The 23454-nt window shown below is 72.3% G+C and carries 18 protein-coding genes and 1 tRNA gene; 6 read left to right on the top strand and 13 right to left on the bottom strand.

Annotation, left to right across the window (positions count from 1 at the left end):
• Positions 1–16 precede the first annotated feature (16 nt).
• Both orn and ACRYCC_RS06820 read left to right on the top strand, forming a co-directional pair.
• Positions 17–619 carry an oligoribonuclease gene (orn, locus tag ACRYCC_RS06825; protein WP_433809714.1) on the top strand — a complete coding sequence of 201 codons (603 nt, stop codon included), beginning with the start codon at positions 17–19 and terminating at the stop codon, positions 617–619.
• Positions 620–670: 51 nt separating this feature from the next.
• Positions 671–743 (top strand) — tRNA-His (locus ACRYCC_RS06820).
• A gap of 545 nt (positions 744–1288) precedes the next feature.
• On the opposite strand, the gene ACRYCC_RS06815 is transcribed toward ACRYCC_RS06820, so the two are convergent.
• The 13 genes from ACRYCC_RS06815 to ACRYCC_RS06755 all read right to left on the bottom strand — a co-directional run bounded on the left by ACRYCC_RS06815 (position 1289) and on the right by ACRYCC_RS06755 (position 18242).
• On the bottom strand, positions 1289–3634 hold the full coding sequence (locus ACRYCC_RS06815) for an ATP-binding protein (RefSeq protein WP_433809713.1): 2346 nt from the start codon (positions 3632–3634) through the stop codon (positions 1289–1291).
• Positions 3635–3843: 209 nt separating this feature from the next.
• Positions 3844–5280 (bottom strand): FAD-dependent oxidoreductase, encoded by a 1437-nt coding sequence (locus ACRYCC_RS06810; RefSeq protein WP_433809712.1) that lies wholly within the window; start codon positions 5278–5280, stop codon positions 3844–3846.
• Complete coding sequence (locus ACRYCC_RS06805; RefSeq protein WP_433809711.1) at positions 5277–7379, bottom strand: molybdopterin oxidoreductase family protein; 2103 nt, start codon at positions 7377–7379, stop codon at positions 5277–5279. Before ACRYCC_RS06805 ends, ACRYCC_RS06810 begins: the two co-directional genes overlap by 4 nt.
• 54 nt (positions 7380–7433) lie before the next feature.
• On the bottom strand, positions 7434–8621 hold the full coding sequence (gene ispG / locus ACRYCC_RS06800; protein WP_433809710.1) for a flavodoxin-dependent (E)-4-hydroxy-3-methylbut-2-enyl-diphosphate synthase: 1188 nt from the start codon (positions 8619–8621) through the stop codon (positions 7434–7436).
• Complete coding sequence (locus ACRYCC_RS06795; protein WP_433809709.1) at positions 8618–10453, bottom strand: 1-deoxy-D-xylulose-5-phosphate synthase; 1836 nt, start codon at positions 10451–10453, stop codon at positions 8618–8620. The genes ispG and ACRYCC_RS06795 overlap by 4 nt, the downstream gene beginning before the upstream one ends.
• A gap of 29 nt (positions 10454–10482) precedes the next feature.
• Positions 10483–10896, bottom strand: a complete 414-nt coding sequence (locus ACRYCC_RS06790; RefSeq protein ID WP_433809708.1) for a DUF6917 domain-containing protein — start codon at positions 10894–10896, stop codon at positions 10483–10485.
• Entirely contained in the window at positions 10893–11831 is a 939-nt protein-coding gene (locus ACRYCC_RS06785; RefSeq protein ID WP_433809707.1) for a Gfo/Idh/MocA family protein, read from the bottom strand. Before ACRYCC_RS06785 ends, ACRYCC_RS06790 begins: the two co-directional genes overlap by 4 nt.
• Positions 11831–12982, bottom strand: coding sequence for an Ldh family oxidoreductase (locus tag ACRYCC_RS06780; protein WP_433809706.1), 1152 nt, complete (start codon positions 12980–12982; stop codon positions 11831–11833). The genes ACRYCC_RS06785 and ACRYCC_RS06780 overlap by 1 nt, the downstream gene beginning before the upstream one ends.
• Positions 12979–14307, bottom strand: a complete 1329-nt coding sequence (locus ACRYCC_RS06775) for a M20/M25/M40 family metallo-hydrolase (protein ID WP_433809705.1) — start codon at positions 14305–14307, stop codon at positions 12979–12981. Before ACRYCC_RS06775 ends, ACRYCC_RS06780 begins: the two co-directional genes overlap by 4 nt.
• Complete coding sequence (locus ACRYCC_RS06770) at positions 14307–15173, bottom strand: sugar phosphate isomerase/epimerase family protein (protein ID WP_433809704.1); 867 nt, start codon at positions 15171–15173, stop codon at positions 14307–14309. The genes ACRYCC_RS06775 and ACRYCC_RS06770 overlap by 1 nt, the downstream gene beginning before the upstream one ends.
• A complete protein-coding gene (locus ACRYCC_RS06765) occupies positions 15166–16200 on the bottom strand; it encodes a Gfo/Idh/MocA family oxidoreductase (RefSeq protein WP_433809703.1) in 1035 nt (344 codons plus the stop codon). Before ACRYCC_RS06765 ends, ACRYCC_RS06770 begins: the two co-directional genes overlap by 8 nt.
• A 9-nt stretch (positions 16201–16209) precedes the next feature.
• On the bottom strand, positions 16210–17241 hold the full coding sequence (locus ACRYCC_RS06760; protein WP_433809702.1) for a polyprenyl synthetase family protein: 1032 nt from the start codon (positions 17239–17241) through the stop codon (positions 16210–16212).
• A 5-nt stretch (positions 17242–17246) separates the two neighbouring features.
• Positions 17247–18242, bottom strand: a complete 996-nt coding sequence (locus ACRYCC_RS06755; protein ID WP_433809701.1) for a 4-hydroxy-3-methylbut-2-enyl diphosphate reductase — start codon at positions 18240–18242, stop codon at positions 17247–17249.
• Between the two features lie 270 nt (positions 18243–18512).
• Here ACRYCC_RS06755 and ACRYCC_RS06750 point away from each other — a divergent pair, with 270 nt between their 5' ends.
• From ACRYCC_RS06750 to ACRYCC_RS06735, 4 genes are all read left to right on the top strand, one after another.
• A complete protein-coding gene (locus ACRYCC_RS06750; RefSeq protein ID WP_433809700.1) occupies positions 18513–19712 on the top strand; it encodes a DegT/DnrJ/EryC1/StrS family aminotransferase in 1200 nt (399 codons plus the stop codon).
• Positions 19709–20824 (top strand): DegT/DnrJ/EryC1/StrS family aminotransferase, encoded by a 1116-nt coding sequence (locus ACRYCC_RS06745; protein ID WP_433809699.1) that lies wholly within the window; start codon positions 19709–19711, stop codon positions 20822–20824. The genes ACRYCC_RS06750 and ACRYCC_RS06745 overlap by 4 nt, the downstream gene beginning before the upstream one ends.
• A 62-nt stretch (positions 20825–20886) precedes the next feature.
• The gene (locus ACRYCC_RS06740; RefSeq protein ID WP_433809698.1) at positions 20887–21690 is read left to right on the top strand and encodes a class I SAM-dependent methyltransferase; all 804 of its coding nucleotides are present in this window, start codon (positions 20887–20889) and stop codon (positions 21688–21690) included.
• Positions 21691–21712: 22 nt separating this feature from the next.
• Positions 21713–23332 (top strand): class I adenylate-forming enzyme family protein, encoded by a 1620-nt coding sequence (locus tag ACRYCC_RS06735; protein WP_433809697.1) that lies wholly within the window; start codon positions 21713–21715, stop codon positions 23330–23332.
• The last annotated feature ends 122 nt before the right edge of the window (positions 23333–23454 follow it).

The raw sequence follows: 23454 nt of genomic DNA, 5'->3' as shown, positions 1-23454 counted from the left end.
CCTTAGGGTGAAGACCATGAACGACCGGCTCGTATGGATCGACTGCGAGATGACAGGGCTCGATCTCGGCCGAGACGCGCTGATTGAGATCGCCGCCCTGGTGACGGACGGCGAGCTCAACATCCTCGATGAGGGCGTCGACGTGGTGATCAAGCCTCCGGAGGAGGCGCTGCTGCAGATGTCGAAGGTGGTGCGCGACATGCACACCGCCTCGGGCCTGCTGAAGGCGCTGCCCGACGGCGTCACCATGGCCGAGGCGGAGGAGCGGGTGCTGTCCTACGTCCGCACCCATGTGCCGGAGGCCAACAAGGCTCCGCTCTGCGGCAACTCCATCGCCACCGACCGCGCGTTCCTCGCACGTGACATGCACGCCCTGGACGCCCATCTGCACTACCGCATGGTGGACGTGTCGTCCATCAAGGAGCTGTCCCGGCGCTGGTACCCGCGGGTCTACTTCGCCAGCCCGGAGAAGAAGGGCGGCCACCGCGCCCTGGCCGACATCACCGAGAGCATCCGGGAGTTGCGTTACTACCGCGCCGCCGTGTTCGTCGCGCAGCCCGGGCCGGACTCCGAGACCGCCCGCGCGCTGTCCGCCGACATCGTCGCGGCCTCTGGTTGAGCATCGCCCAGGAACCGCTACACTTTCCAGGGCCGGGTGATCCCGGTGATGGTGGGTGTAGCTCAGCTGGTAGAGCACCTGGTTGTGGTCCAGGATGTCGCGGGTTCGAGTCCCGTCACTCACCCGTTCGCAGTCACATTCAGAAGGCCGGTCCCCTGGTGGGGACCGGCCTTCTGAATAGTGAGCGTTCCCGGAGTTCCTCCGGCCTGACCGGCTGAGGCGCCGGACGCCTGGAGTCAGCCCCAAATCTGGCCACCGTCTCCGTTGACGGCCGAGGCCCAGCCCGCGCCGTAGAGAGAGTGCTGGAGAGCGCCTTCCCGTCCGGGCGCGCTCATCCATTTCACCGAGTCGAGAACGGCCATGGCTCCTCGGACGGAGCAGCGCCGGCCGCAACGGACTTCACGGAGATCAGACATGATTCAAATCCCTGCCTTTGCAATTGGCTGCCCTGACATGTACAAGTCTGGGTGAGCAGTCATGCAGGAACCAGGCATATCAGGATCAGGTAGATGTCCGGCGGCAACAGCTTCCTGCAACGCGCCCGGGTGCGGCGCGCCCGCCCGCTGCCGCGCCGGACCGCCGGGCCGATTCCGCCGGGCCGCGGCAACGCCAAGAGGCCGCCTCACCGGAGGCGGCCTCTTGGCAGGTGGAACGTGACGCGGTCGGAGCTTAGCGCCCCCGGTGCTCCCTTCCCGTCGCCCTCGCGCCCGGCTGGACGGGCGGCCCCTGCATCTTGGTCATCCAGCCCGCCACGTGGACGCGCGAGGAGCAGTCCAGCTTGCGCATGATCTTGCGCAGATGGTTGACCGCCGTCCACTCCGCGATGCCCAGCCGCCTGGCGATCTCGCGGTTGGTCATGCCGCAGGCCACCAGCTCGGCGACCTCCATCTCCCGCTGGGTCAGCGGGTTGTCGACGCCGGCGCCGCGCAGCCGCCCACTGGGCGGGGCCTGGACCGGGGCCAGCGACTCGGCGATGGCCGTCTGCGGGGCGAGGTCCCGGCCCGCCGCCCAGGCCTCCTCGAACACCTTGTCACCCAGCCGGACCCGCGCCTCCTCGGTCACCTTGCCGACGGGCTCGCGGGCGGGTCCCGGCGCCACGCACCCGGTCCGGGTGCGCAACGCCGCCGCCGCGCCGAGGCCCCGGGTGGCGCGCCGCCAGCTCTCGGTCATCCGGCCGTGCTTGGTGGCCATCGTGATCGCGAGCGTCTCCAGGCCGGTCGCCGTGGCGGGCAGGTCACCGAGGTCGTGCAGCAGGAGCAGCGCCTTGCGGCACAGCTGCTCGGCCTCGTCCAGATCGCCCGTGCCGATCGCGATGTCCGCCAGCACGTAGCGGGTCAGGGCGATGTTGCGCGAGTCCTGCTGCCGGCCGAACTCCTGCATCGCGGCCTCGGCCAGCTTCTTGGCCGCGGGGACGTTGCCCCGGACCCGGCGGCACTCGGCGAGGTCGCGCAGGGCCAGGGCGTGGCCGCGGGCGGCGTCCACCGAGCCCAGCGCCGCGACGCTCTCCTCCAGCAGCCGGTCGGCCACGGGCAGGTCTCCCCGGTGGTAGGCGAGCCGCCCGAGCTGGCGCAGCGAGACGGCCGCGCCGCCGCTGTCGCGCAGTTCCTCGTACATGGCGCGGGCGGTGCTCAGCCGCTCCTCGGCGGCCCGCATCTCGCCCTGCCACATCGACAGCTCACCGAGCACCTCGTGGACCTTGGGGGCGATGTGGTGCGGTTGCTCACCGAGCGCCAGGCTCTCCTCCAGCCAGCGGGCCCCCTCACGCAGGGCCCCCCGGACGATCCAGTGCAGGCGCAGCGAGGCGGCCAGGCTCGCGACGGCGGCCCACTCGCCGGTGTCGAGCAGGAAGCGCAGCGCGGCGTCGATGTCCTGGTGCCAGTAGCCGAGCTGGTCCAGCCACCACGCCTGGTCGGGCCCGGACAGCTCCGCCTCGGCGGTCTTGGCCATGGCCGTGAAGTAGTCGGTGTGGTTGCGCATGACCTGGTGGTAGTCGCCGGTCTGCCGCAGCCACTCCAGCGCGTACCGCCGGGTCAGTCCGAGCATCCGGAAACTGACCTCGCCGTCCGGGCGTTCCCCGGCCATCAGCAGGTTCTTGTCGACGAGCGCCGCCAGGAGCTCCTGGGTCTCGGCGGCCGAGGTCCGGCCCACTCCCTTGGCCGCGACGAACCCGAACTCGCCGGTGAACACCGCGAGCCGGCCCAGGAAGCTCTGCTCGACCCGGCGCAGCCTGGCCAGGCTCCACTCGATCGCCGAGGACATGTTGTGGTGCTGCGACATGGTGTCGGCCCGGGTGCCGGACAGGACGCCCAGGTCCTCCTCCAGCTCCGTCAGCAGCGCCTGCGGGGAGGACAGCTTCAGCCGTGCCGCGGCCAGTTCCAGGGCGAGCGGCAGTCCGTCGAGCCGTACGCAGAGCTCGGCGACGGCCGCCCGGTTCTCGCTGGTGAGGACGAAGCCGGGGCGGACCGCACGGGCCCGGTGCACGAACAGCTGGACCGCGGGGATCCGCTCCAGCTCGGTGAGCTCGCGCGGCAGCGGCGAGGCGGGGAACGCCAGCGGCGTCAGCCGCAGCAGCCGCTCACCGTAGGCCCCCATCGGCGCGGGACTGGAGACCAGCACCGACAGCCGGGTGCAGCCCGACACCAGACCGGTGACCAGAGGCACCAGGTCCTTGAGCAGGTGCTCACAGCCGTCCAGCACGAGCAGGAAATGGCGGTCGCGCAAATAGGCCGCGAGGCGTTCCGCGGGCAGGAGACTGTCGTCACCGGAAAAGCCGAGTGCGGCGGCGAATACCGCCGTCAGGTCCTGTGTCTCGTCGACCGAACTGAGGTCGAGAAAGCGACCGCCGTGTGCGAATTCCACGGCCACGTTCTCGAATAGCGCAGAAGCCAGCCGGCTCTTGCCGACACCGACCGGTCCGGTCAGTGTGAGCATCCGCACGGCCGGATCGAGCACCTTGTTGCGCAGATCGGCGAATTCCGTCTCACGACCGACGAGAGGAGTTGGCCCATAGATCATCGGTGCACTCACCCCGTCGACGAGTACGGGACCGCGCTGCGCAGGATTCTGATGAGAGGTTTGCAAGGTCTGCCCCTTTCGCTGGCGCCGACCGAGGAAATCCACCGGCACAGATAACGATAGGTTTCAACCGAACAGCTCCTATCAGCTCCTAGTGTCCGAAATCTGCAATCAGGTGGCAGCAACCTGCAGAGGCCGGTCACGGGTTGTCAGCCCGCGGCGAGCCCGGCGACGATGCGGTCCACGTCGCCGCGGCAGGTGCCGCAGCCGGTGCCGCAGCGCGTGACGGCGGCCACCGCGTCGGCGTCGGCGGCACCGCCGAGGTAGGCGCGGCCGATGTCGCCCATCGTGACCCCGTTGCACCGGCACACCGTCGCCTCGTCCGCCAGGGCCGCCGGGCCGCCCGCCGGGGCGGACGCCGCCAGGCCGCCGAACAGCAGCACCTTGGGGTCGGCGGGAACGCGCTCGCCCCGGTCGAAGATCTGCGTGACCGTGCCGTTGGTCTCGTCGTCCCCCAGCAGCACGGCCCCCACCAGCCGCTCGTCGCGGATGACCAGCTTCTTGTAGGTGCTGCGATGGGCGTCGCTGAACAGCACCACCTCCGCGTCCTCCGGGTCGGCCAGGGTCTCGCCCATCGCGACGAGGTCGACCCCGGCCGCCTTGAGCCGGGTGAGCGCCGGCGAGCCGGTGTAGACGGCCTGCGGGTCCGGCCCGGCGAGCCGGGTGGCCAGCACCCTGGCCTGCTCCCAGGCCGGCTCCAGCAGCCCGCCGACGGTGCCCTTGTGCTGCGCGCAGTCGCCGATCGCGTGGATGCGCGGATCCGACGTCCGCAGATCGTCCCCGACGACCACGCCGCGGTCGACCTCGAGGCCGCAGCCCGCGGCCAGCGCGGTCCGGGGACGGATGCCGCACGACACCACGACGAGGTCGGCGGGCACCCGGTCGCCGTCGTCGAGCAGGAGCCCGTCCGCGCGCTCACCGCCGGTCACGGCGACCGCGAACGCGTTGACCCGCGCCTCGATGCCGAGCTCGGCGTAGGTCCGCTGCAGGATCCGCGCCGCCGACGCGTCGAGCTGGCGCTCCATCAGGCGCGGGGCGGCGTGCAGGATCGTCACTGCCATGCCCCGGCCGGCCAGCCCCCGCGCGGTCTCCAGCCCCAGCACGCCGCCCCCGATGACCACCGCGTGGCGCGCCCGCCGCGCGGCCCCGGTCAGGGCGGCGCAGTCGTCGAGCGTCCGGAAGACGAACACGCCCGGACGCAGGCCGCCCCCCGGGGTCCACAGGCCGTCCATCGGGGGCAGCGCCGGGTCGGCTCCGGTGGCGAGCACCAGCGCGTCGTAGCCGGTCGCGCTCCCGTCGTCGGCGAGGACCCGCCGGGCGTCGCGGTCGACCGCCGTGACCGTGACGCCGGGGCGCAGGGCGTAGCCGCGCTCGGCGTACCAGCCCGGATCGGTCATGACGATGTCCGCGGGGGCCGCCTGGCCGGCCAGCACGTTGGTCAGCAGCACCCGGTTGTAGGGCGGGTGCCGTTCGGTGCCGAGGACCGTCACGTGGACCCGGCCCGCCGGGTCCCGTTCGCTGATCTCGCCGGCCAGCCGGGCTCCGGCCATGCCACTTCCGATGACGACGACTCGCTGGCGGCTCACGGCTGCTCCCGCTCCAGGCGTACGGCACAGACCTTGAACTCCGGCATCCGGGAGACCGGGTCCAGGGCCGGGTTGGTGAGGAGGTTGGCACGCTGGGCACCCGGCCAGTGGAAGGGCATGAAGACGGTGTCCAGCCGGCTCGTGCCGGTGATCCTGGCCGGCACGGTGACCGCGCCGCGGCGCGACACGACCCGTACGCCCTCGCCGTCCGAGACGCCGAGCCGCGCGGCCGTCGCCGGGTGCATCTCGACGAAGGCCTCGGGCGCCGCCCGGCTCAGCTCCGGTATCCGGCGGGTCTGCGCGCCGCTCTGGTACTGCGCCAGCACCCGGCCGGTGATCAGGTGGTAGGGGAACCGGGGGTCGATCTCCTCGGCCGCCGGCCGGTGCTCCGCCGCGGCGAACCGGGCCCGGCCGTCCGGGGTCGGGAACCGCTCGGTGAACAGCCGCGGCGTGCCGGGGTGCGGCGTCCCGTCCGGGCAGGGCCAGTACACGGCCTCCTCGGCCGCCACCTGGTCGTAGCGGACACCGGAGTAGTCGGCCGGACCCCCCGCGCTCGCCCGGCGCAGCTCGTCGAAGACCACCCGGGGATCGGCGGAGAAGCCGTCCTCGTGCCCGAGCCGCGCCGCCAGCGCCGAGATGATCTCCAGGTCGGTACGGACCCCGGGGGGCGGGAGGACGGCCCGGCGCCGCCGCAGCACCCGGCCCTCGAGATTGGTCATCGTGCCGTCCTCCTCGGCCCACTGGGCGGTCGGCAGCACGACGTCGGCCAGCTGGGCGGTCTCGGACGGCACCAGGTCGCAGACGGCGAGGAAGTCCAGCGCCGCCAGCCGTTCCTGGACGTGGCCGGCGCGCGGCGCCGACACGGCGATGTTGCTGCCGAACACCAGCAGGGCGCGCGGCCCGTCCGGGGTACCGAGCGCGTCGAGGAGTTCGTAGGCTGGCCGGCCGGGTCCGGGCAGCTCCCCGGGGTCGATGCCCCAGACCCCGGCGACATGGCGGCGGGCCGCCGGATCGTCGATCCTGCGGTAGCCGGGCAGCTGGTCGGCCTTCTGCCCGTGCTCGCGGCCGCCCTGGCCGTTGCCCTGCCCGGTGATGGTGCCGTACCCGCTGTGCGGCCGGCCGGGCAGCCCCAGTGCCAGCGCCAGGTTGATGAAGGCGCGCACCGTGTCGACGCCCTTGCTGTGCTGTTCGGCGCCGCGCGCGGTCAGGATGACCGCCCCGCCGGCCGAGCGCCCGGCGGCGAGCCGCCGCACCGCCGCGCGCTGCGCGCTCGCCGCCACGCCCGTGATGCGCTCGACCCGCTCCGGCCAGTAGGCCGCCGCCGTACGGCGGGCCGCGTCGAAGCCGGTGGTGCGGGCGGCGATGTAGTCCTCGTCGATCAGCCCCTCGGCGATCGCTATGTTGAGCAGCCCGTGAGCGAGAGCCAGATCGGTGCCCGGCGTGACGGGCAGGTGCAGGTCGGCGATGCGCGCCGTCTCGCTGTGGCGCGGGTCGACGACGATGAGCGTACGGGGGTCGTCGCGACCGGGCAGGTGCCCGACCAGCGGCGGCATGGTCTCCGCCACGTTGCCGCCGACCAGCAGGATCGTGTCGGCGCCGGCCACGTCGGCCAGCGGAAAGGGCAGCCCGCGGTCGACGCCGAACGCGGCACCGGCCGCGGCCGCCGCAGACGACATGCAGAACCGGCCGTTGTAGTCGATGTTGGCGGTGCCCAGCGCGACCCGGGCGAACTTCCCGAGCAGATAGGCCTTCTCGTTGGTGAGGCCGCCGCCGCCGAAGACGGCGACGGCGTCCCGGCCGTGGGCGGCCTGGGTCCGGTGGATCTCGTCGGCCACCCGGCCGAGTGCCTCGTCCCAGCCGGCGGGCTCCAGGGGCGCCCCGCGCCGCCGCCGGAGCAACGGCGTGGTCAGGCGAGCCGGGGACGACAGCAGGTCCGCCGAGGTCCATCCCTTCCGGCACAGCCCGCCGCGGCTGGTGGGGAAGTCACGCGGTTCCACCGTGACGCCGCCGTCCGGCCCGCCGCGCAGCGTCATGCCGCATTGCAGGGCACAGTAGGGGCAGTGGGTCGGGACGGCGGCGACCGGAGGCGCACTGATCATGATCTTCCTTCGCTGGGGGCTGCCGGCGGCGGAGCGCCGGCAGCCGTCGGTCGGTCAGACCGCGACCACGACCGGCCGCGCGGCGGGGTCGGCCTCGTCGCCGTCGCCGTCCACGTCGACCCCCATCTCCTCGGCGATGCGCACCGCCTCCTCGATGAGGGTCTCCACGATCTGCGACTCCGGCACGGTCTTGACGACCTTGCCCTTGACGAAGATCTGGCCCTTGCCGTTGCCGGAGGCCACTCCGAGATCGGCCTCCCGGGCCTCTCCCGGGCCGTTGACCACGCAGCCCATCACCGCCACCCGCAGCGGCACCGGGAAGTTCTCCAGCGCCGCCGTGACCTGCTCGGCGAGGGTGTAGACGTCCACCTGCGCCCGGCCGCACGACGGGCACGACACGATCTCCAGGCCGCGTTCACGCAGCCCGACCGACTCCAGGATCGCGGCGCCGACCTTGACCTCCTCCACCGGCGGAGCCGAGAGCGAGACCCGGATGGTGTCGCCGATGCCCTGGGAGAGCAGGGCGCCGAAGGCCACCGCCGACTTGATGGTGCCCTGGAAGACGGGACCGGCCTCGGTCACGCCCAGGTGCAGCGGGTAGTCGCACCGGGCCGCCAGCTGGCGGTAGGCCTCGATCATCACCACGGGGTCGTTGTGCTTGACCGAGATCTTGATGTCCTGGAAGTCGTGCTCCTCGAACAGCGAGCACTCCCACAGCGCCGACTCCACCAGCGCCTCCGGAGTCGCCTTCCCGTACTTCTCCAGCAACCGCCGGTCCAGCGAACCGGCGTTCACCCCGATCCGGATCGGAACACCCGCGGCCTTCGCCGCACGGGCGATCTGCCCGACCTTGTCATCGAAGCTCTTGATGTTGCCGGGGTTCACCCGGACCGCCGCGCACCCGGCATCGATCGCCGCGAACACGTACTTCGGCTGGAAGTGGATATCGGCGATCACCGGGATCTGCGACTTGCGCGCGATCGCCGGCAACGCGTCCGCGTCATCCTGCGACGGCACCGCCACCCGCACGATCTGGCACCCCGACGCCGTCAGCTCCGCGATCTGCTGCAAAGTCGCGTTCACATCGGAGGTCAGCGTCGTCGCCATGGACTGCACGGACACCGGTGCGCCGCCGCCCACCAGCACGGCGTTCTTGCCGTGGCCCACCGAGATCTGCCGGGAGACGCGGCGCGCCTGCGCCGGCCGCGGCCGTACCCGCGGCATGCCGAGTTCGACACTCATAGCTCCTCCTTGTTGCCCTGCGCTCCGGTGGCCATTCCGTTCGCCATGGAGCCCACGAGGTTGTCGGGCGATGACTCGAGGCCGGCGATGTACTCGACGACGGCCAGGGAGATGTCCTGCGCGGTCAGCCCGCAGGCGGCCAGGACGTCGGCGCGCTTGCCGTGGTCGAGGAAGCGCCGCGGGATGCCGAAGTCGCGCAGCGGTGTCCGCACCCCGGCGTCGCGCAGCGCCTGGGCGATGCCCGAGCCCACGCCGCCGGTGCGGCCGTTGTCCTCGGCGGTGACGACCATCCGGTGCCGGGCGGCCAGCCCGCTGAGGGCGTCGTTGACCGGGACCACCCAGCGCGGGTCGACCACCGTCACGCCGATGCCCTGGTCGGCGAGCCGGTCGGCGACCTCCAGGGCGAGCCCGGCCATCGCGCCCACGGCGACGACCAGGACGTCGAGGTCACCGGAGCGGTGCAGGATGTCGAGCCCGTTGAAGGTCGCCACCGCGGGCAGGTCGGGGCCTGTCGGGCCCTTCGGGAAGCGCACCAGGGTCGGGCCCTCGTCCCAGCCGACGGCCTCCCCCAGCAGTTCCCGCAGCCGGGCCCCGTCGCGCGGCGCCGCGATCCGCAGACCGGGGACCACCTGCATGATCGACATGTCCCACATGCCGTTGTGGCTGGCCCCGTCGTCGCCGGTCACGCCCGCCCGGTCCAGCACGAACGTCACCGGGCAGCGGTGCAGGGCGACGTCCATCAGCACCTGGTCGAAGGCCCGGTTGACGAACGTGGCGTAGATCGCCACGACCGGGTGCATGCCGCCCATGGCCAGCCCCGCCGCCAGGGTGACGGCGTGCTGCTCGGCGATGCCGACGTCCAGGACGCGGTCCGGGAAGCGGGCCTGCAGCGCGCGCAGCCCCGTCGGCTCCAGCATCGCCGCGGTGATGGCGACCACGTCCGGCTGGGCTTCGGCGATCTTCACGATCTCGTCGCCGAACACCGAGGTCCAGGAGGGCGCGGAGACGCCCACCGGGACACCGCTGACCGGGTCGGCCGGGCGGATCGAGTGGGCCCGGTCGAGCTCGTTGTTCTCGGCGTGGACGTACCCACGGCCCTTCTCGGTGACGACGTGTACGACCACGGACTCGCCGAGCGCGCGGGCCTTGCGCAGCGCGGCCTCGACGGCCTCGAGGTCGTGTCCGTCGACCGGCCCGAGGTAGGCCAGCCCGAGCTGCTCGAAGACGCCCGGCCCGGTCCGGCCCGCCCGCAGGTCCGCGAAGTGGTCCGCGAGGCCGCCGGCGGTGGGCGCGTAGGAGCGCTCGTTGTCGTTGAACACGATGATGACCGGGCAGCGCTGGGCGCCGGCGATGTTGTTCAGCGCCTCCCAGGGCATGCCGCCGGTCAGCGCCCCGTCACCGATGACCGCCACGACCGCGCGGTCGGTGACGCCGAGGAACTCGTAGGCGCGGGCGAGGCCGTCGGCGTACGCCGGGGCGGTCGAGGCGTGGGAGTTCTCGGTGACGTCGTGGCCGGACTCCGCCCGCGACGGGTACCCGGACATGCCGCCGGTCTGCCGGAGCCGCCCGAACCCGGAGCGCCGGCCGGTGAGGATCTTGTGCACGTACGACTGGTGCCCGGTGTCCCAGACGATCCGGTCCTTGGGCGAGTCGAACACCCGGTGCAGGGCGATGGTGAGCTCCACCACCCCGAGGTTGGGGCCGAGGTGCCCGCCGGTGCGGGACACGCTCTCGATCAGGAAGTCGCGGATCTCGCCGGCGAGCTCGGTGAGCTCGCCCATGGTCAGTTGCCGTAGGTCCTGGGGGCGGTCGATCTTCTCCAGCAGAGCCATCTGGCCCTCCTTTGTGGCTGGCGGTTTGCTTACGCGGTGGCGGGGCGGAAGAGGATCTCTGCCTCGGGTTCCAGCCCCAGATCCGGACCGGCCAGTGGCCGATCAGCGGTGATCAGCACGTTGTAGTGGTTGGGGAAGTGGCAGGCGTCGAAGCCCAGGACGGTGCCGACGAGCTCACCGTCGATCCAGACCTCGTCGCCCCGGTCGATGACGCCCGCGGTGCCCAGCTCGGCGAATCCCAGGAATCCCACCCGGTCGATGCGCGCGCCCGGCTCGGTCTCCCGGTGGTCGGTGGTCACCAGCTCGTGGACCTCGCCGGCGCGCACGCAGCGGCTCGCGAAGGGCTCCAGCCGCATGCCGCGATCGTCGCGGCGGTGCCGCAGGACCTTCACCAGGGCGCCCTCGACCGTTCGCTTGCGGCCGTTCTCCAGCGCCGCCGTCACGACCGGCTCCCGGCGGGGGCGGGCCGTGACCGCGCGGCGTCGTAGGCGTGGTGGACCAGCTCCAGGGCGACCAGCCCGCCCCACGAGGAGTCCGTGGCGGAGCGCACCGCCTGCTCGAAGTCGTCGAGGATGCCCGCGTACTCGTGCCACAGCGAGCCCTTGAACTCCAGGTGCCCGGCGAGCATGTCCGCCGAGTGCCTCGTGCCGTCGGCCAGCACGACGTCGACGTCCTTGCGCTCACCGTGGGGGTAGGACCAGTCGAGCTCGACCCGGGCCACGGCACCGGCGGCGGACCGCAGGGTGACCACCGACTGCCGGTCCACGCCCTGGTCGTCGTAGTCGACCTCGGCGTCCTCGACCTGGACCTCGCCGAGGAAGAGCCGGACGACGTCGAAGGCGTTGGGGCCGTTGTCGGCGACGCAGCCCCCTCCGCAGCGGTCCGGGTCGAGGTACCACCGGTCCTTGCCGACGTGCTCCTCGATGCGCTCCAGGTAGCGCACCGTCAGCGACTCGATGGGCGCCGCCGCCGCGAGCCGGTCCCGCAGCGCGAGGAGGTTGTCGTTGTAGCGCCGGTGGAACGCGGTGAACAGGGTGACGCCCCGCGCGGCGGCCGACCGCGCGAGCTCCCGGCCGTCGGCGACCCGGATGGCCAGCGGCTTCTCCACGCAGACCGCGACCCCGGCCTCGACCGCGTCCCGGCACACCTCGGCGTGCACGTCGTTGGGGACGTTGACGATGATGGCGTCGATCTCCGCATGGGCCAGCAGCTCCCGGTGGTCGCGGAAGCACTCGACCGTGCCGCGGTAGGGCTCCAGCGCCTCCTCGCGCAGGTCGCAGACCGCGGCCAGCCGTACCGACGGCGACTCCTCGATCGCCGCGAGGTAGAACCGGGAGATCACACCGAGCCCGACCACACCGACACGAAGCTGTTTCATCAGTTCTCTCCGATCTCGCCGATCTCACCGGAGGGGGTGAGAGGGACCAGTCCGAGCCGCCGGGCCACGCCGGCGAGCTCGTCGTGCAGGGAGGCCGACAGGGGCACGCCGTCGGCACGGTGCCGGCGCGCGCGCTCCGCCTCGTGCCAGCCGGGATAGCGCACGGGGGCCTGCTCGCTGAGCGGCGGGCAGGCCAGCAGGCTGCCGAACAGCGAGGTCGCGTCGGCCTCGAACTCCTCGGCGGGCCGCAGCGCGCCGGGGGCGACGGCGAGCGCCACGAACCCGATGTCGTCGTCGCGCCCGGGACGGGTGCCGGCGGCCTCCAGCGCCTCGGGCGCCGGGCCGAGGCCCGCGCCGGACAGCAGCGCGCCGAGGACCTCCACCAGCAGGCCCAGTCCGTATCCCTTGTAGCCGCCGGTCTCCGGGCGGCCGCCGAGCCACATCAGGTGCGCCTCGCCGCGGTCGAAGGCCGCCGCGTCCGTCACCGGATCGCCGTGGTCGTCCTCCAGCCAGCCCTCGGGTGCCGGGACACCGGCGCGCGCGGCGGCGCGCACCCGGCCGGTCGGCACGACGGTGGTGCTCATGTCCAGCACGTATGGGTGGTGGGCGCCCGCGGGCGAGGCGATGCTGAACGGGTTGGTGCCGAGCATCGGCACCGCCCCGCCCGGCGGCCGGATGATGCGCTGGTGCCCGCAGTTGGACGCGATGAGGCCGATCATCCCCTGGGGGACGGCCCGCGCCGCGTGGTAGCCGGCGCAGCCGATGTGGGTGCTGTCGAAGACCGACACCAGCCCGACGCCGTACCGCGACGCGCGTTCGGTGGCCAGGGCCATCGCCTCGCTCGCCACCCACAGGCCGAGCCCGCGGTCGGCGTCGAGGAGCACGGCGGCGCCGCGGTCGGTCACGATCCTCGGCTCGGCGTCCGGCTTGACCCTGCCGTCCTCGAACAGCTTGAGATAGAGCCGGGTCAGGTTGGTCAGGCCGTGCGAGGTGACCCCGGTCAGGTCGCCGTGGCACAGCGCGTCCGCCGCGGCGCGGGCGCGCTCGCCGGGAACGCCGAGCGCCTCGAACACCCCGGTCGTGAAGGCGATCAGTTCGTCGTGGTCCACGCGGACCACCTCGGACCGCGTCGCCGTCGTCGTTTGCGTCATGAGGCCTCATTCCAGATCTCGTTGCGGGCGAAGCAGTGCAGCAACCGGGCGATGTCCCTGGCGAACAGCTCGAGCTCGGCCAGGTCGGCGAACTCGCCGGCGGCGTGCGCGTTGTTGTGGCCCAGCGAGCCCGGGCCGAACACCGCGGTGGAGGTGCCGGGCACCCCGTGCATCCAGATGGCGTCGCAGGTGAAGGCGGGCACGTCGTCCGGCCAGCGGGCCAGCCCGGCCTGCCGGACCAGCAGATCGTCGACCCAGCGGTCGCCGCCGGTGAGCGCGGGCAGCCCTCGTTTGAGCCACTCCAGCCGGGTCACCAGCGCCGCCTCGGCCGCCGTGATCTCGAAGTCGCGGGTGTCGCGGAACCGTTCGCTGAACTCCGCGACCCCGGACCGGACCGCCTCGCGCAGCGTGCCCTCGAGCCGCCGGCCCGCCTCCTGCGAGCCGTAGGAGAGGTTGAGCAGCAGCCGTCCCGACCCGTAGACCTTGTTGTGCATCGGCCCGGTCTTGATCCCGGCGATGCAGACCTGCCCGTCGGTCGCGTGCGGGGGTACGGCGGTGGCCAGCCGCTGGGCGAGGAAGCCGAGCAGCACGGTCGCGTTGTGCCCCTTGCCGGGGTCGTCGTCGATGGCGTCGCGGCCGGCCACCTCGATGGCCGCGGTCATCGCGGCGGTCGAGCGGGTGAGCACGCGCAGCCCGGTGGGCTCGCAGAAGACGTTGAGCCGGCCGACGTAGCCCTGGTCCACCAGCGGCCGGGTACCGAAACTGCCCATGGCCCCGCCCTCCTCGCCGGCCACGGCCTGGATCAGCACGCCGATCTCGGTCCCCAGCGCGGGGGTGGCCGCCAGCGCGGCCCGGATGCCGGCCAGCAACCCGACCGCGGGTCCCTTGGCGTCGATGGCGCCGCGGCCGTGGAACCGGGCGCCGTCGAACCGGCCGGGCTCCCGGCCCTCGACGGTGTCGAGGTGCACGTTGAACATCACCGTCGACCTCCGGGGCAGCCGCGGCCCGAGCCGGAGCACCAGGCTGGGCTGGGAGTCGAGGAAGTCGGGCAGGATCTCGGCGCTCTCCTGGACCGCCCGCGGAACGTCGTCACCGACCAGGCAGGAGCGGTCCGCGGGCGCGTGCCGTACGACCTCGAAGCCGAGCTCCGCCGCCGCGTCGGCGTAGGCGCGCTGGGCCTCCCACAGCCGCACCGGCTGCCCGCCGCCGGTCTCCAGCGGGCCCGCGGTCGGCAGGTCCAGCAGGTGCAGCAGCAGCGCGCGGTCGTCCTCGGTGAGCCTCGCCGCGGATTCGGGTACGCGGCGCAGCGCCTGGCGGGCGGCCATCACGGACCTCCCCTGCGCGGCGGGAGGACGCTCTCCTCCACCAGCCGTTCCAGCCGCCTGCCGTAGGACACGAACTGGGTGAGCCCGTCCGGCCCGGGGTCGGTGCGGTTCTCGTGCGGCCGTACGTGCAGGTGCGGCTCGATCGAGAGGGCGCCGTGGTAGCCGTGGTCGAGCAGCAGCCGCAGGCAGTCGGCGACCCGGCAGTCGCCCTCACCCGGCAGCGTGTAGACGGGTGCGGCGGCGTCCCCGCGGCCGTCCTTGACGTGCACGTGGGCGACCAGGTCGACGATGCCGGTGAGCACGTCGTAGGCCTCGTAGCCGTGGGCGATGCCGTTGCCGGTGTCGAACAGCAGCCGCAGCGCGGGGCTGCCGACCTCCTCGACCAGCCGGCGCATCCGGGCGGGGTCGTGGGCGGCCCAGCCCGCGCAGTTCTCGTGCAGCAGCACCAGATCCGCGTCCTCGGCCTGGGCGGCGAGCTCCCGCATCCGCGCGATGACCCGCCGTCCCCAGTCGGGCTCGTCCAGGCCCGCGTTGGGATAGGACATGACCCGTACGTTGCGGGTGCCCAGGGCGGCACAGCGCCCGGCCAGCACGTGCAGCTCGTCCAGGTCGTCCTCGAACCGGCCGCTGATCGGCCGGCCCCAGTTGGCGATCCGCGAGTCCACGCAGGTCACCGAGATCCCGGCCGCCGAGAGGACCTCGGTGAGCCGGCCGAAGGCCCGGTCGTCGAGCTCCGCGATGGCGACGCCGTCGACGCTGCGCAGCTCGATCGTGTCCCAGCCGAGGGCCGACAGCGCGGCCACCTGGTCGGCCAGCCGGGGCGCGGCCTCGTCGGTGATGCCCGCATAGGTGATCTGGTCAGACACGGGACATCACCTCGGCCACCCGCGGCGCGGGCACGATCAGAGCCCCGCTCCGGCACCGGCTCTTGGCCGTGCCCAGCAGCTCCACCACCCGGCAGGCCAGCGCGAACTCGGCCTCCGAGGGCACTCCCCGGTCGAAGTCCTCGTAGACCCGCCGGAAGAACGAGGCGAGGGAGTCGTCGGCGAAGACGCTCGCTCCCGGGTGCCGCCCGCCCTCGACGCGCAGGTGCGCGTAGTGGTCGTTCTCGCTGCCCGGGAAGTGCCCGACGGCGCGGCCGTCGGTGAAGGTGAGCTCGATGCGGCGTTCCAGCACCGGGGAGACCAGGTCGGAGAAGATCTCGGTCCGGGCTCCGGCGTCGTGACGGAGCACCAGCCGGGCGGTCCCCATGCGGGGGATCACCACGTCGCCGACCCGCATATCGGTCAGGTGCGCGCCGGCGACCTGCGCGTCTCCCGCGATGCGCAGCGCGACGCCCACGGAGTGCGGCAGTTCGACGTCGAAGGCGGTCGGATGGCCTTCCGCGGTGAGCGTGCGCCGCACCCGGGGCTTGAGCTGCGCGACCGAGATGGACAGCAGCTCGCCGAGCTCGCCGGAGAGGGTCAGCTCGGCGAGCCGGCGGGTGAGCCGGCTGTCGAGCCAGTGCGCGACGACCACCATCTGCAGCCCGTGCTCCCGGCGCAGATCGTCGATCTCGCGCAGCGTGCCGGCGTCCGCGGCCAGCGGCTTCTCCACCAGGATGCGGCGGAACCCGAGCTCGGCCAGCTCCCTGAGCAGTTCCAGCCGGGCCACCGGCGGGGTGCACAGATGGACGACGGTCTCGGCCGGGTCGGCCAGCCGCCGGGCGTGCGCGAGCGAGCGGACCGGGAGCAGTCCCGCGTCCTCCGCCTCGGCGGTGATGTCCCGCTGGTCCCAGGCGAGCGCCGGGGCGTCGGAGAAGGGCCCGGCGCCGGCCTCGCGCAGCCGGTGCAGCACCCGCCAGTGCAGCCCGAGCCCCGCCCGGCCGAGACCCACGATGAAGGTTCGCAGCATGGTCGCTCCTCAGCGATTCCGGTAGGCGACGTCGATCGCCATGTCGGCGAGCTCCTCGCGCCAGGCGTGGTCGATGGGCGCCCTGCCGATGGCACGGCGGGCCCGGCCGGCGAGCTCGTCGATGTGCCGCTCGATCTCCGCGGCCGCGCCGATCTCGACGAGCAGGTCCCGCAGCGCCAGCGGGTCCCAGTCGCCGCCCGACACCAGGGCGCGTACGCGCTCGTCGCGCTGCGCCGCCCGGGTCAGCAGCAGGGTCATCTTGTGCTGCTCGAAGTCGAGGCCGACCGGCTTCCCGGCGGCCGTGCTGTCCCCGAAGGCGTCGATGAGGTCGTCGCGGAGCTGGAAGGCCTCGCCCAGGGCGGCGCCGTACTCCTCGAAGGCCGGTGCCAGGTCGTCGCGCCCGGCGAGGGCGGCGCCCAGGACCAGCGGCTGGTGGATGCTGTAGCGGCCGGACTTGCAGACCGCGATCCAGCGCGACAGCTCGGGATCCACGACGAACTCGGCCGCGACGGCCACGTCGAGGTACTGCCCGATGATGATCTCGGTGCGCAGTTCTCCCCAGATCTGGCGCGCCCTGGGCGGCAGGTCCTGGGCGAGCCGGTCGGCGTAGACGTCCGCGAGGTCGCCGGAGAGGATGGCGACCCCCTCGCCGTACCGGCGCGACTCGCCCTGCCAGCGACGGGCCGCGTGCACGGTCGTGTAGTGCGCGTGCACGGTCGCCGCCCCGCGGCGCAGCGCCGAGGCGTCCAGGACGTCGTCGTGGATGAGCGCCGCGACGTGGACGAGTTCGAGCCCGGCGGAGGCGTCCACGATGAGCTGGTCGGCGGGGTCACCGCCGGCCGCCAGGAATCCGCTCAGGCAGAAGGCCGGGCGCAGCCGCTTGCCGCCGGCCGCGACGAGGTCCGCGACCGCGTCGACCGGGCGGGCGGCCCGGACATCGACGGCGGACCAGCGGGCGTGCTCCCCCGCGAGGAACGTGCTGAGCCGCTCCTCGACCCGGGTCATCAGGTGGACGCGCGTCGCGCGCGCGGTGGGTGCCACCGTGTTCATCGTTGATCGCCCTCTTTCTCCGGACGGGACGCACCGGCCGGCGTCAGGTGTGGAAGCTTCTTGGTCAGCCGGGCCGGCGGCTCGAAGACGACGTTCTCCGTCGCGGTCCGTTCGATCTCGACGTCGGCGTATCCGAGCTCGGCGAGGCGGTCGAGGAGCTGCTCGACGAGGATCTCGGGGGCACTGGCCCCCGAGCTCACGCCGACCGTGTGCACCCCGTCCAGCCAGCTCTCGTCGAGCTCTCCGACGTCGGGGACGAGGTGCGCCGGGGTACCGAGCTTCTTCGCGACCTCGACCATGCGGATGGAATTGCTCGAGTTGTGCGAGCCGACCACCAGGACGAGGTCGCTCTGGGACACGATCGCCTTGACCGCGTTCTGCCGGTTCTGGCTGGCGTAGCAGATGTCGTCGTCGCCGGGGCCCGCCAGGTCGTCGAACCTGTCGCGGAGCACCCCGACGATGTCGCGGGTGTCGTCGACGGACAGCGTGGTCTGGGTGAGGAAGGCGACAGGGGTGTCCGCGGCCAGGTCCAGCCGCTCGGCGTCCTCGACCGACTCGATGATCAGGGTCTGGTCCGGCGCCTCACCGTAGGTGCCCTCGACCTCCTCGTGGTCGGCGTGGCCCACCAGCAGGAGCGTGCGCCCGTCCCGCGCGAAGCGGCGGGCCTCCTGGTGCACCTTGGACACCAGCGGGCAGGTCGCGTCGATGACGTCCAGCTCACGCCGCCGGGCGTTCTCCCGGACCTCCGGCGCGACGCCGTGCGCGGAGAACACGCACACCGCGCCCTCGGGGACGTCCTCCTCGGAGTCGACGAAGCGGGCGCCGCGCCGCTCCAGCAGACGCACGACGTAGTGGTTGTGCACGATCTCCTTGCGCACGTAGACGGGCGGGCCATGGCGTTCCAGGGCGAGCTCGATGATGGCGATCGCGCGGCGCACCCCGGCGCAGAAGCTGCGGGGCTCCGCGAGAACGACTTTCTTTTTGATCTGCATCACCGCTCCGGATTCGTCTCTCGACAGCTTGATGTCAGCGGACTTTCAGCTTGTTGCAATTAGCTCGAAGATGACGAGAGCGCCGTACCGGGGTCAAGTACGGAAAGGCCAGTTGGCAAGGAATAACTGCCCGAGCTAGCCGGATCTGGCTGGATATTGCCACGCGATTTTCTGCAATCCTGTCATCGCTCTGCTATTTATCGGCCGGATCACCGCCCCTTACCGTGGCAACGCAGGCAGAAACGCATGCGGAGCCGAAAAAGGAGCGCCGTGAGAACCGTCAGCGACCAGCCGCCCGGCGACACGGTCATCGCGAAGCCGGTCCCGTTCTTTTCCCAAGCCGCGACGTTCAATGACCTCTGGCCCGAGATCTCCCGCCACGTGCACGAGCTCATGGACCGGGGGAAGTACTCGCACGGCCGCAAGGTCGCCGAACTGGAGCGGGCGATCCGGTCCTACACCGGGGCCGAGCACGCGATCGCCGTCAACAACGGCACCGACGCCCTGGTGATCCTGCTGCGCGCGGCGGGGATCGAGCCCGGCGACGAGGTCGTCGTGCCGGCCTTCACCTTCGCCGCCTCCGCGACGTCGGTGGCCCTCGCGCAGGGCCGCCCGGTCTTCGCCGACATCGATCCGCAGACGTACTCGATCGATCCCGGCTCGCTGCGCGTGGCCATCACCCCGCGCACCCGGGCCGTCATGCCGGTCCATCTGTTCTGCCAGCTCGCGGACATGACCGCGGTCTCGGCGGTGGCCGGGGAACACGGCCTCACCGTGCTCGAGGACAGCGCCGAGGGAATCGGCATGCGCTGGAACGGGGTGCACGCCGGGCTGCTCGGCGCCGGCGGCGTGCTGTCGTTCTTCCCGACCAAGACGCTGGGGGCCCTCGGCGACGCCGGGATGATCCTCACCGACGACCGGGAGATCGCCGAGGTGGCGGGCACGCTGCGCCACCACGGGCGGATGGGCAAGACCATCGACCACATCGCCGGCATCTCCAACCTGTCCGGCGCCTCCGGGACCAACAGCAAGATGGACGACCTGCAGGCGGCCGTCCTGCTGGCCAAGCTGGCCCGGCTGGACGACGACATCGCCCGGCGGGCCGAGCTCGCCGCCGCCTACACCGAGCGCCTCCAGGACGTGCCAGGGATCCTCCGGCTGCCCACGGTCGTCCCCCGGGACGCCGACACCACCGCGGTCTTCTACGTCTACCTGATCGAGGTGGAACGGCGCGACGAGCTCGTCGGCCACCTCGCCCGGGACGGCATCGGGACCGAGACCTACTACCCGACCCCGCTGCACCTGCAGCCCTGCTTCGCCGACCTCGGCCACGTCCGCGGGGACTTCCCCAACGCGGAGGCGGCCTGCGAGCGAACGGTCGCGCTGCCGCTCTATCCGGATCTGACCACGGACGAGCTGGAGCGGGTCTGCCAGTCCATTCGGGACTTCTTCTCCGGGAGCCGGCGATGACACTGCCGTTCTTTCCGCCCGACCTCTTCGAGGCCGACCGCGGCGCGCTGCTCGAGATCCTCTACGAGGTCGGTACGGACCCGGAGCAGAAGTTCATCCTCGGCCGGCGTACCGCGCGGCTGGAGGAGGCACTGCGCGAGATGACCGGGGCGGGCCACGTCATCGCCTGCGGCAGCGGGACCGGCGGGCTCAACCTCGCGGTCGCCGCGCTGGACATCGGGCCCGGCGACGAGGTGATCGTGCCCGCCTTCTGCTGCCAGCCGGTCGCCAGCAGCGTGGCCAACACCGGGGCGACGCCGATCTTCGCCGACGTGGACCCCTGGACGATGGTCCTCGACCCCGCCGAGACCGAGCGCCTGATCACCCCGCGCACCCGGGCGATCATGCCCGCGCACCTGTTCTCGATCATGGCGGACATGCCGCGGATGATGGAGATCGGCCACCGCCACGGGGTGAAGGTGATCGAGGACGCGGCGGTCGCGCAGGGGGCGGTGCTCGGCGGCACGCCCGCCGGTCGCTTCGGTGACCTGGGTGTGTTCTCGTTCTTCCAGGTCAAGGCCTTCGGCACGGCGGGAGAGGGCGGCGTGGTCCTCACCGACGACCCGGCGCTGGCCGACGCGGTCCGGCGGCTGCGCAACCACGGGCAGGACGGGGTCAACCGCTTCCTGCACCACCGGATCGGCCACAACAGCCGCTTCGACGAGGTCATCGCGCAGTTCCAGCTGCACCGGCTGCCGACCTTCCCGGACCGGCTGGAACGGCGCGCGCAGATCGCCGACTACTACACCGAGCGGTTCGGCCCGCTCCGCGACCGCGGGGTGCTGGCTCCGCCGCCCGGGCGCGACGGCCGCTGCTACTACGTCTACTCCCTGCTCGTCGAGCGCCGCGAGGACCTGCGCGGCTACCTGACCGAGCGCGGCGTCGGCACCCACATCTACTACCCGGTGCCGCTGCCCCATCAGCCCGCCTTCTCGCGGTACGCACCCGAGGGCCGGACCTGGCCGAACTCCGAGCGGGCGAGCCGCCGGAACCTGGCGATCCCGATCTGGCCGCACCTGCGCGACGCGGACGTCGAGTACATCGCCGACGCGGTCTGCGACTTCTTCGACTGACGACGGCATGCGGCGGACGGCATGCGACCGACAAGGCATGACGAGACAAGGGACTGACGACCATGACCGTGCAGGACAGCGCTCAGGAGTACGTCTTCGACCCCACCTGGGACCTCGAGACGGAGCGGTTGATCACGAACGAGGCGATCTGGGATCCCGGGACGATCGAACGCCTGGAGCGCCTGGGCGTGGCCCCCGGCTGGTCCTGCCTGGAGATCGGCGCCGGGCACGGCGGGGTGGCCGAGTGGCTGGCCGACCGGACCGGGCCGCAGGGCCGGGTGGTCGTCGCCGACCTGGAGGTCGAGCGCCTGGAGCGGCTGGCCGAGAAGGGCGTGGAGGTGCGGCGGCACGACCTGCGGACCGACGACTTCCCCGCCGCGGCCTTCGACCTCGTGCACGCCCGGATGCTGGTCCAGCACCTGCCCGACAAGGAAGCGGCGATCGCCCGCATGATCCGGGCGCTGCGCCCGGGCGGTCTGCTGTTCCTGGAGGACACCGACTCCCTGCCGCTCTTCCGCAGCCACCGGTCCGAGCGCTTCCTGTCCGACATCAAGGCGGCCGGCTACGGGATCATGCGCCGCGCCGGCCATGACCCGCGCGGCGGCCACTTCGACCTCGAGATCGCACTGAACAGCGAGCTGGTCGACGTCTCCGCGGAGGGCCGGGTGGTCATGGTCCACGGAGGCTCACCGCAGGCCCGGCACTACCAGCTGTGGCTCGAGTTCATGCGTTCCAAGATCGTCGGCGAGGGGCTCCTCGACGACGCGCGCATCGATGAGGCGGTCGCCGAGATGGGCGACCCCGCCAACCGCTGGCTCAGCCAGGTCCTGATCTCCACCTACGGCCGCAGGCCGGAAGTCCCCTAATCATCCGCAGGGAGAAGCAACCATGACGAAGAAGCAGGGGAGACAGCCCAAGAACATCGGGCTGGTGTTCGAGCACTTCGCCGGCGCCAAGACCCCGGTGTTCCACCTGGACCGGCCCTTCGATGTCGCGCCCGACGAGGGCTGCCACCACACCGTGGCCGACCTCGCCGACCTGGTCGCCCGCCTGTCGGCGGCGCTCTACCAGGCCGGGCTCCGCAAGGGAGCGCATCTGGCCATCATCAAGGACAACCACTTCGACACGGTCCTGCTGGCCGCCGCGGCCGCCCGGATCGGCGCCGTCGGGGCCATGATCTCCGCCACCATCCGGCCCGAGCACCTGAAGACGATGATGGGCCGGCTGCGGCCCCGGGTCCTGGTGGCCAGCCCCGGCACGCTCGCCGCCGCGGGCCGGGCGGGCGTCGCCCTGGTGGAGCCCGAGGTCTCCGTGATCGCCGCCGGGGCCGGCGACGTCAGCCCCGGCGTGCAGACCTTCGCCGACCTGCTGGACGCGCCCGTCCCCCCGGCGCAGCCCTGCGCTGACGACGAGCCGATGATCTGCACCCACACCTCCGGGACCACGGGCGTCCCGAAGCTGGTCGTGCACTCCCCCAACACCCTCCTCGGCGTGCTCGCGCGCCTGGAGACCCTGCCGCTCCCGCGGCTGTCCATCCGCAAGGACGACGTGGTGGCCTCGTGCATCTCGTTCGTCCACGGGCGCGCCATCACCTGGACGGCGGCCCAGCTGGCCCGGCCACCGGCAAAGGTGGTCATCCTCTCCGACTCGGACCCGGCCGACGTGGTCACCACCCTGAGTGAGCATCCGCCCACCACACTGGAAGCCTGCCCCAACATCTTCCAGCGGTGGGAAGGACTCTCAGCCACCCATCCACACCTGTTCGGCCGGGTCCGTACCTACTTCAACACCTTCGACGCCATCCACCCCCGGACCGTGCGGACCTTCCTCGAGGCGTCCGACCACCGCGGCCCGATCTGGGTGCAGGTCTGGGGCCAGAGCGAGGTCGGCCCGGTCAGCCCGGGCATCTACTCGCGGCGGAAGATCCGGCGGGCGGCGGGCGCCGCGTCCTCGGTCACCAGCGACGTCGGCCGCCCGTTCCCCATCCTGACCCGGGTACGGGTCGTGGACGCCGTCACCCGGGAGCGGCTGCCCCGCGGCAAGGAGGGCATCGTCCTGGTGAAGACCAAGGGACTGTGCATCACCTACCTGGGCGAGGACGACCGGCACCAGGAGAAGCTGTGGGACGGCTGGTGGAACACCGGTGACATCGGGATCCACACCCGCTCCGGCGGCGTCCGCATCCTCGACCGCGAGGTCGACATCATCCCCGGGATGAGCGGCATCGAGCTGGAGAGCCTGCTGCTCGAGCGCATCCCGACCTCCACCGAGGTCATCGTGCTCGGCGTGCCCGGCCGCCGGCCGGTCCCGGTGATCAGCACCCAGGACGGCCGGCTCGACCCCGCCGTCTGGCGCGAGGCCGCCGCCGGGCTTCCCGGGCTGGACGACCCGATCATCATCGGCTGGGACGAGTTCCCCCGGACCGCCACCTGGAAGGTCCGCCGTTTCGAGCTGCGCGAACAGCTCCTCGGCTCCACCCAGATCTATGGCAGCGGCCGCTGGACCTGACCCGCCACCGACGCCGTTTCGCGGCCGAACCCTAACGCATGTCTGCAGTTCCTCTGCCGTGGCTCTGATACGCGATCAGTTGAACTGGTCAGTAGAGGCGAAAACGCCTCACTACGGCAGAG

The sequence above is a fragment of the Actinomadura scrupuli genome (genome assembly GCF_050971785.1).
Lineage (GTDB): Bacteria > Actinomycetota > Actinomycetes > Streptosporangiales > Streptosporangiaceae > Actinomadura_E > Actinomadura_E scrupuli.
Note: the sequence above shows the minus strand (reverse complement) of the source record. Positions and strands in the feature narration are given on the sequence as shown.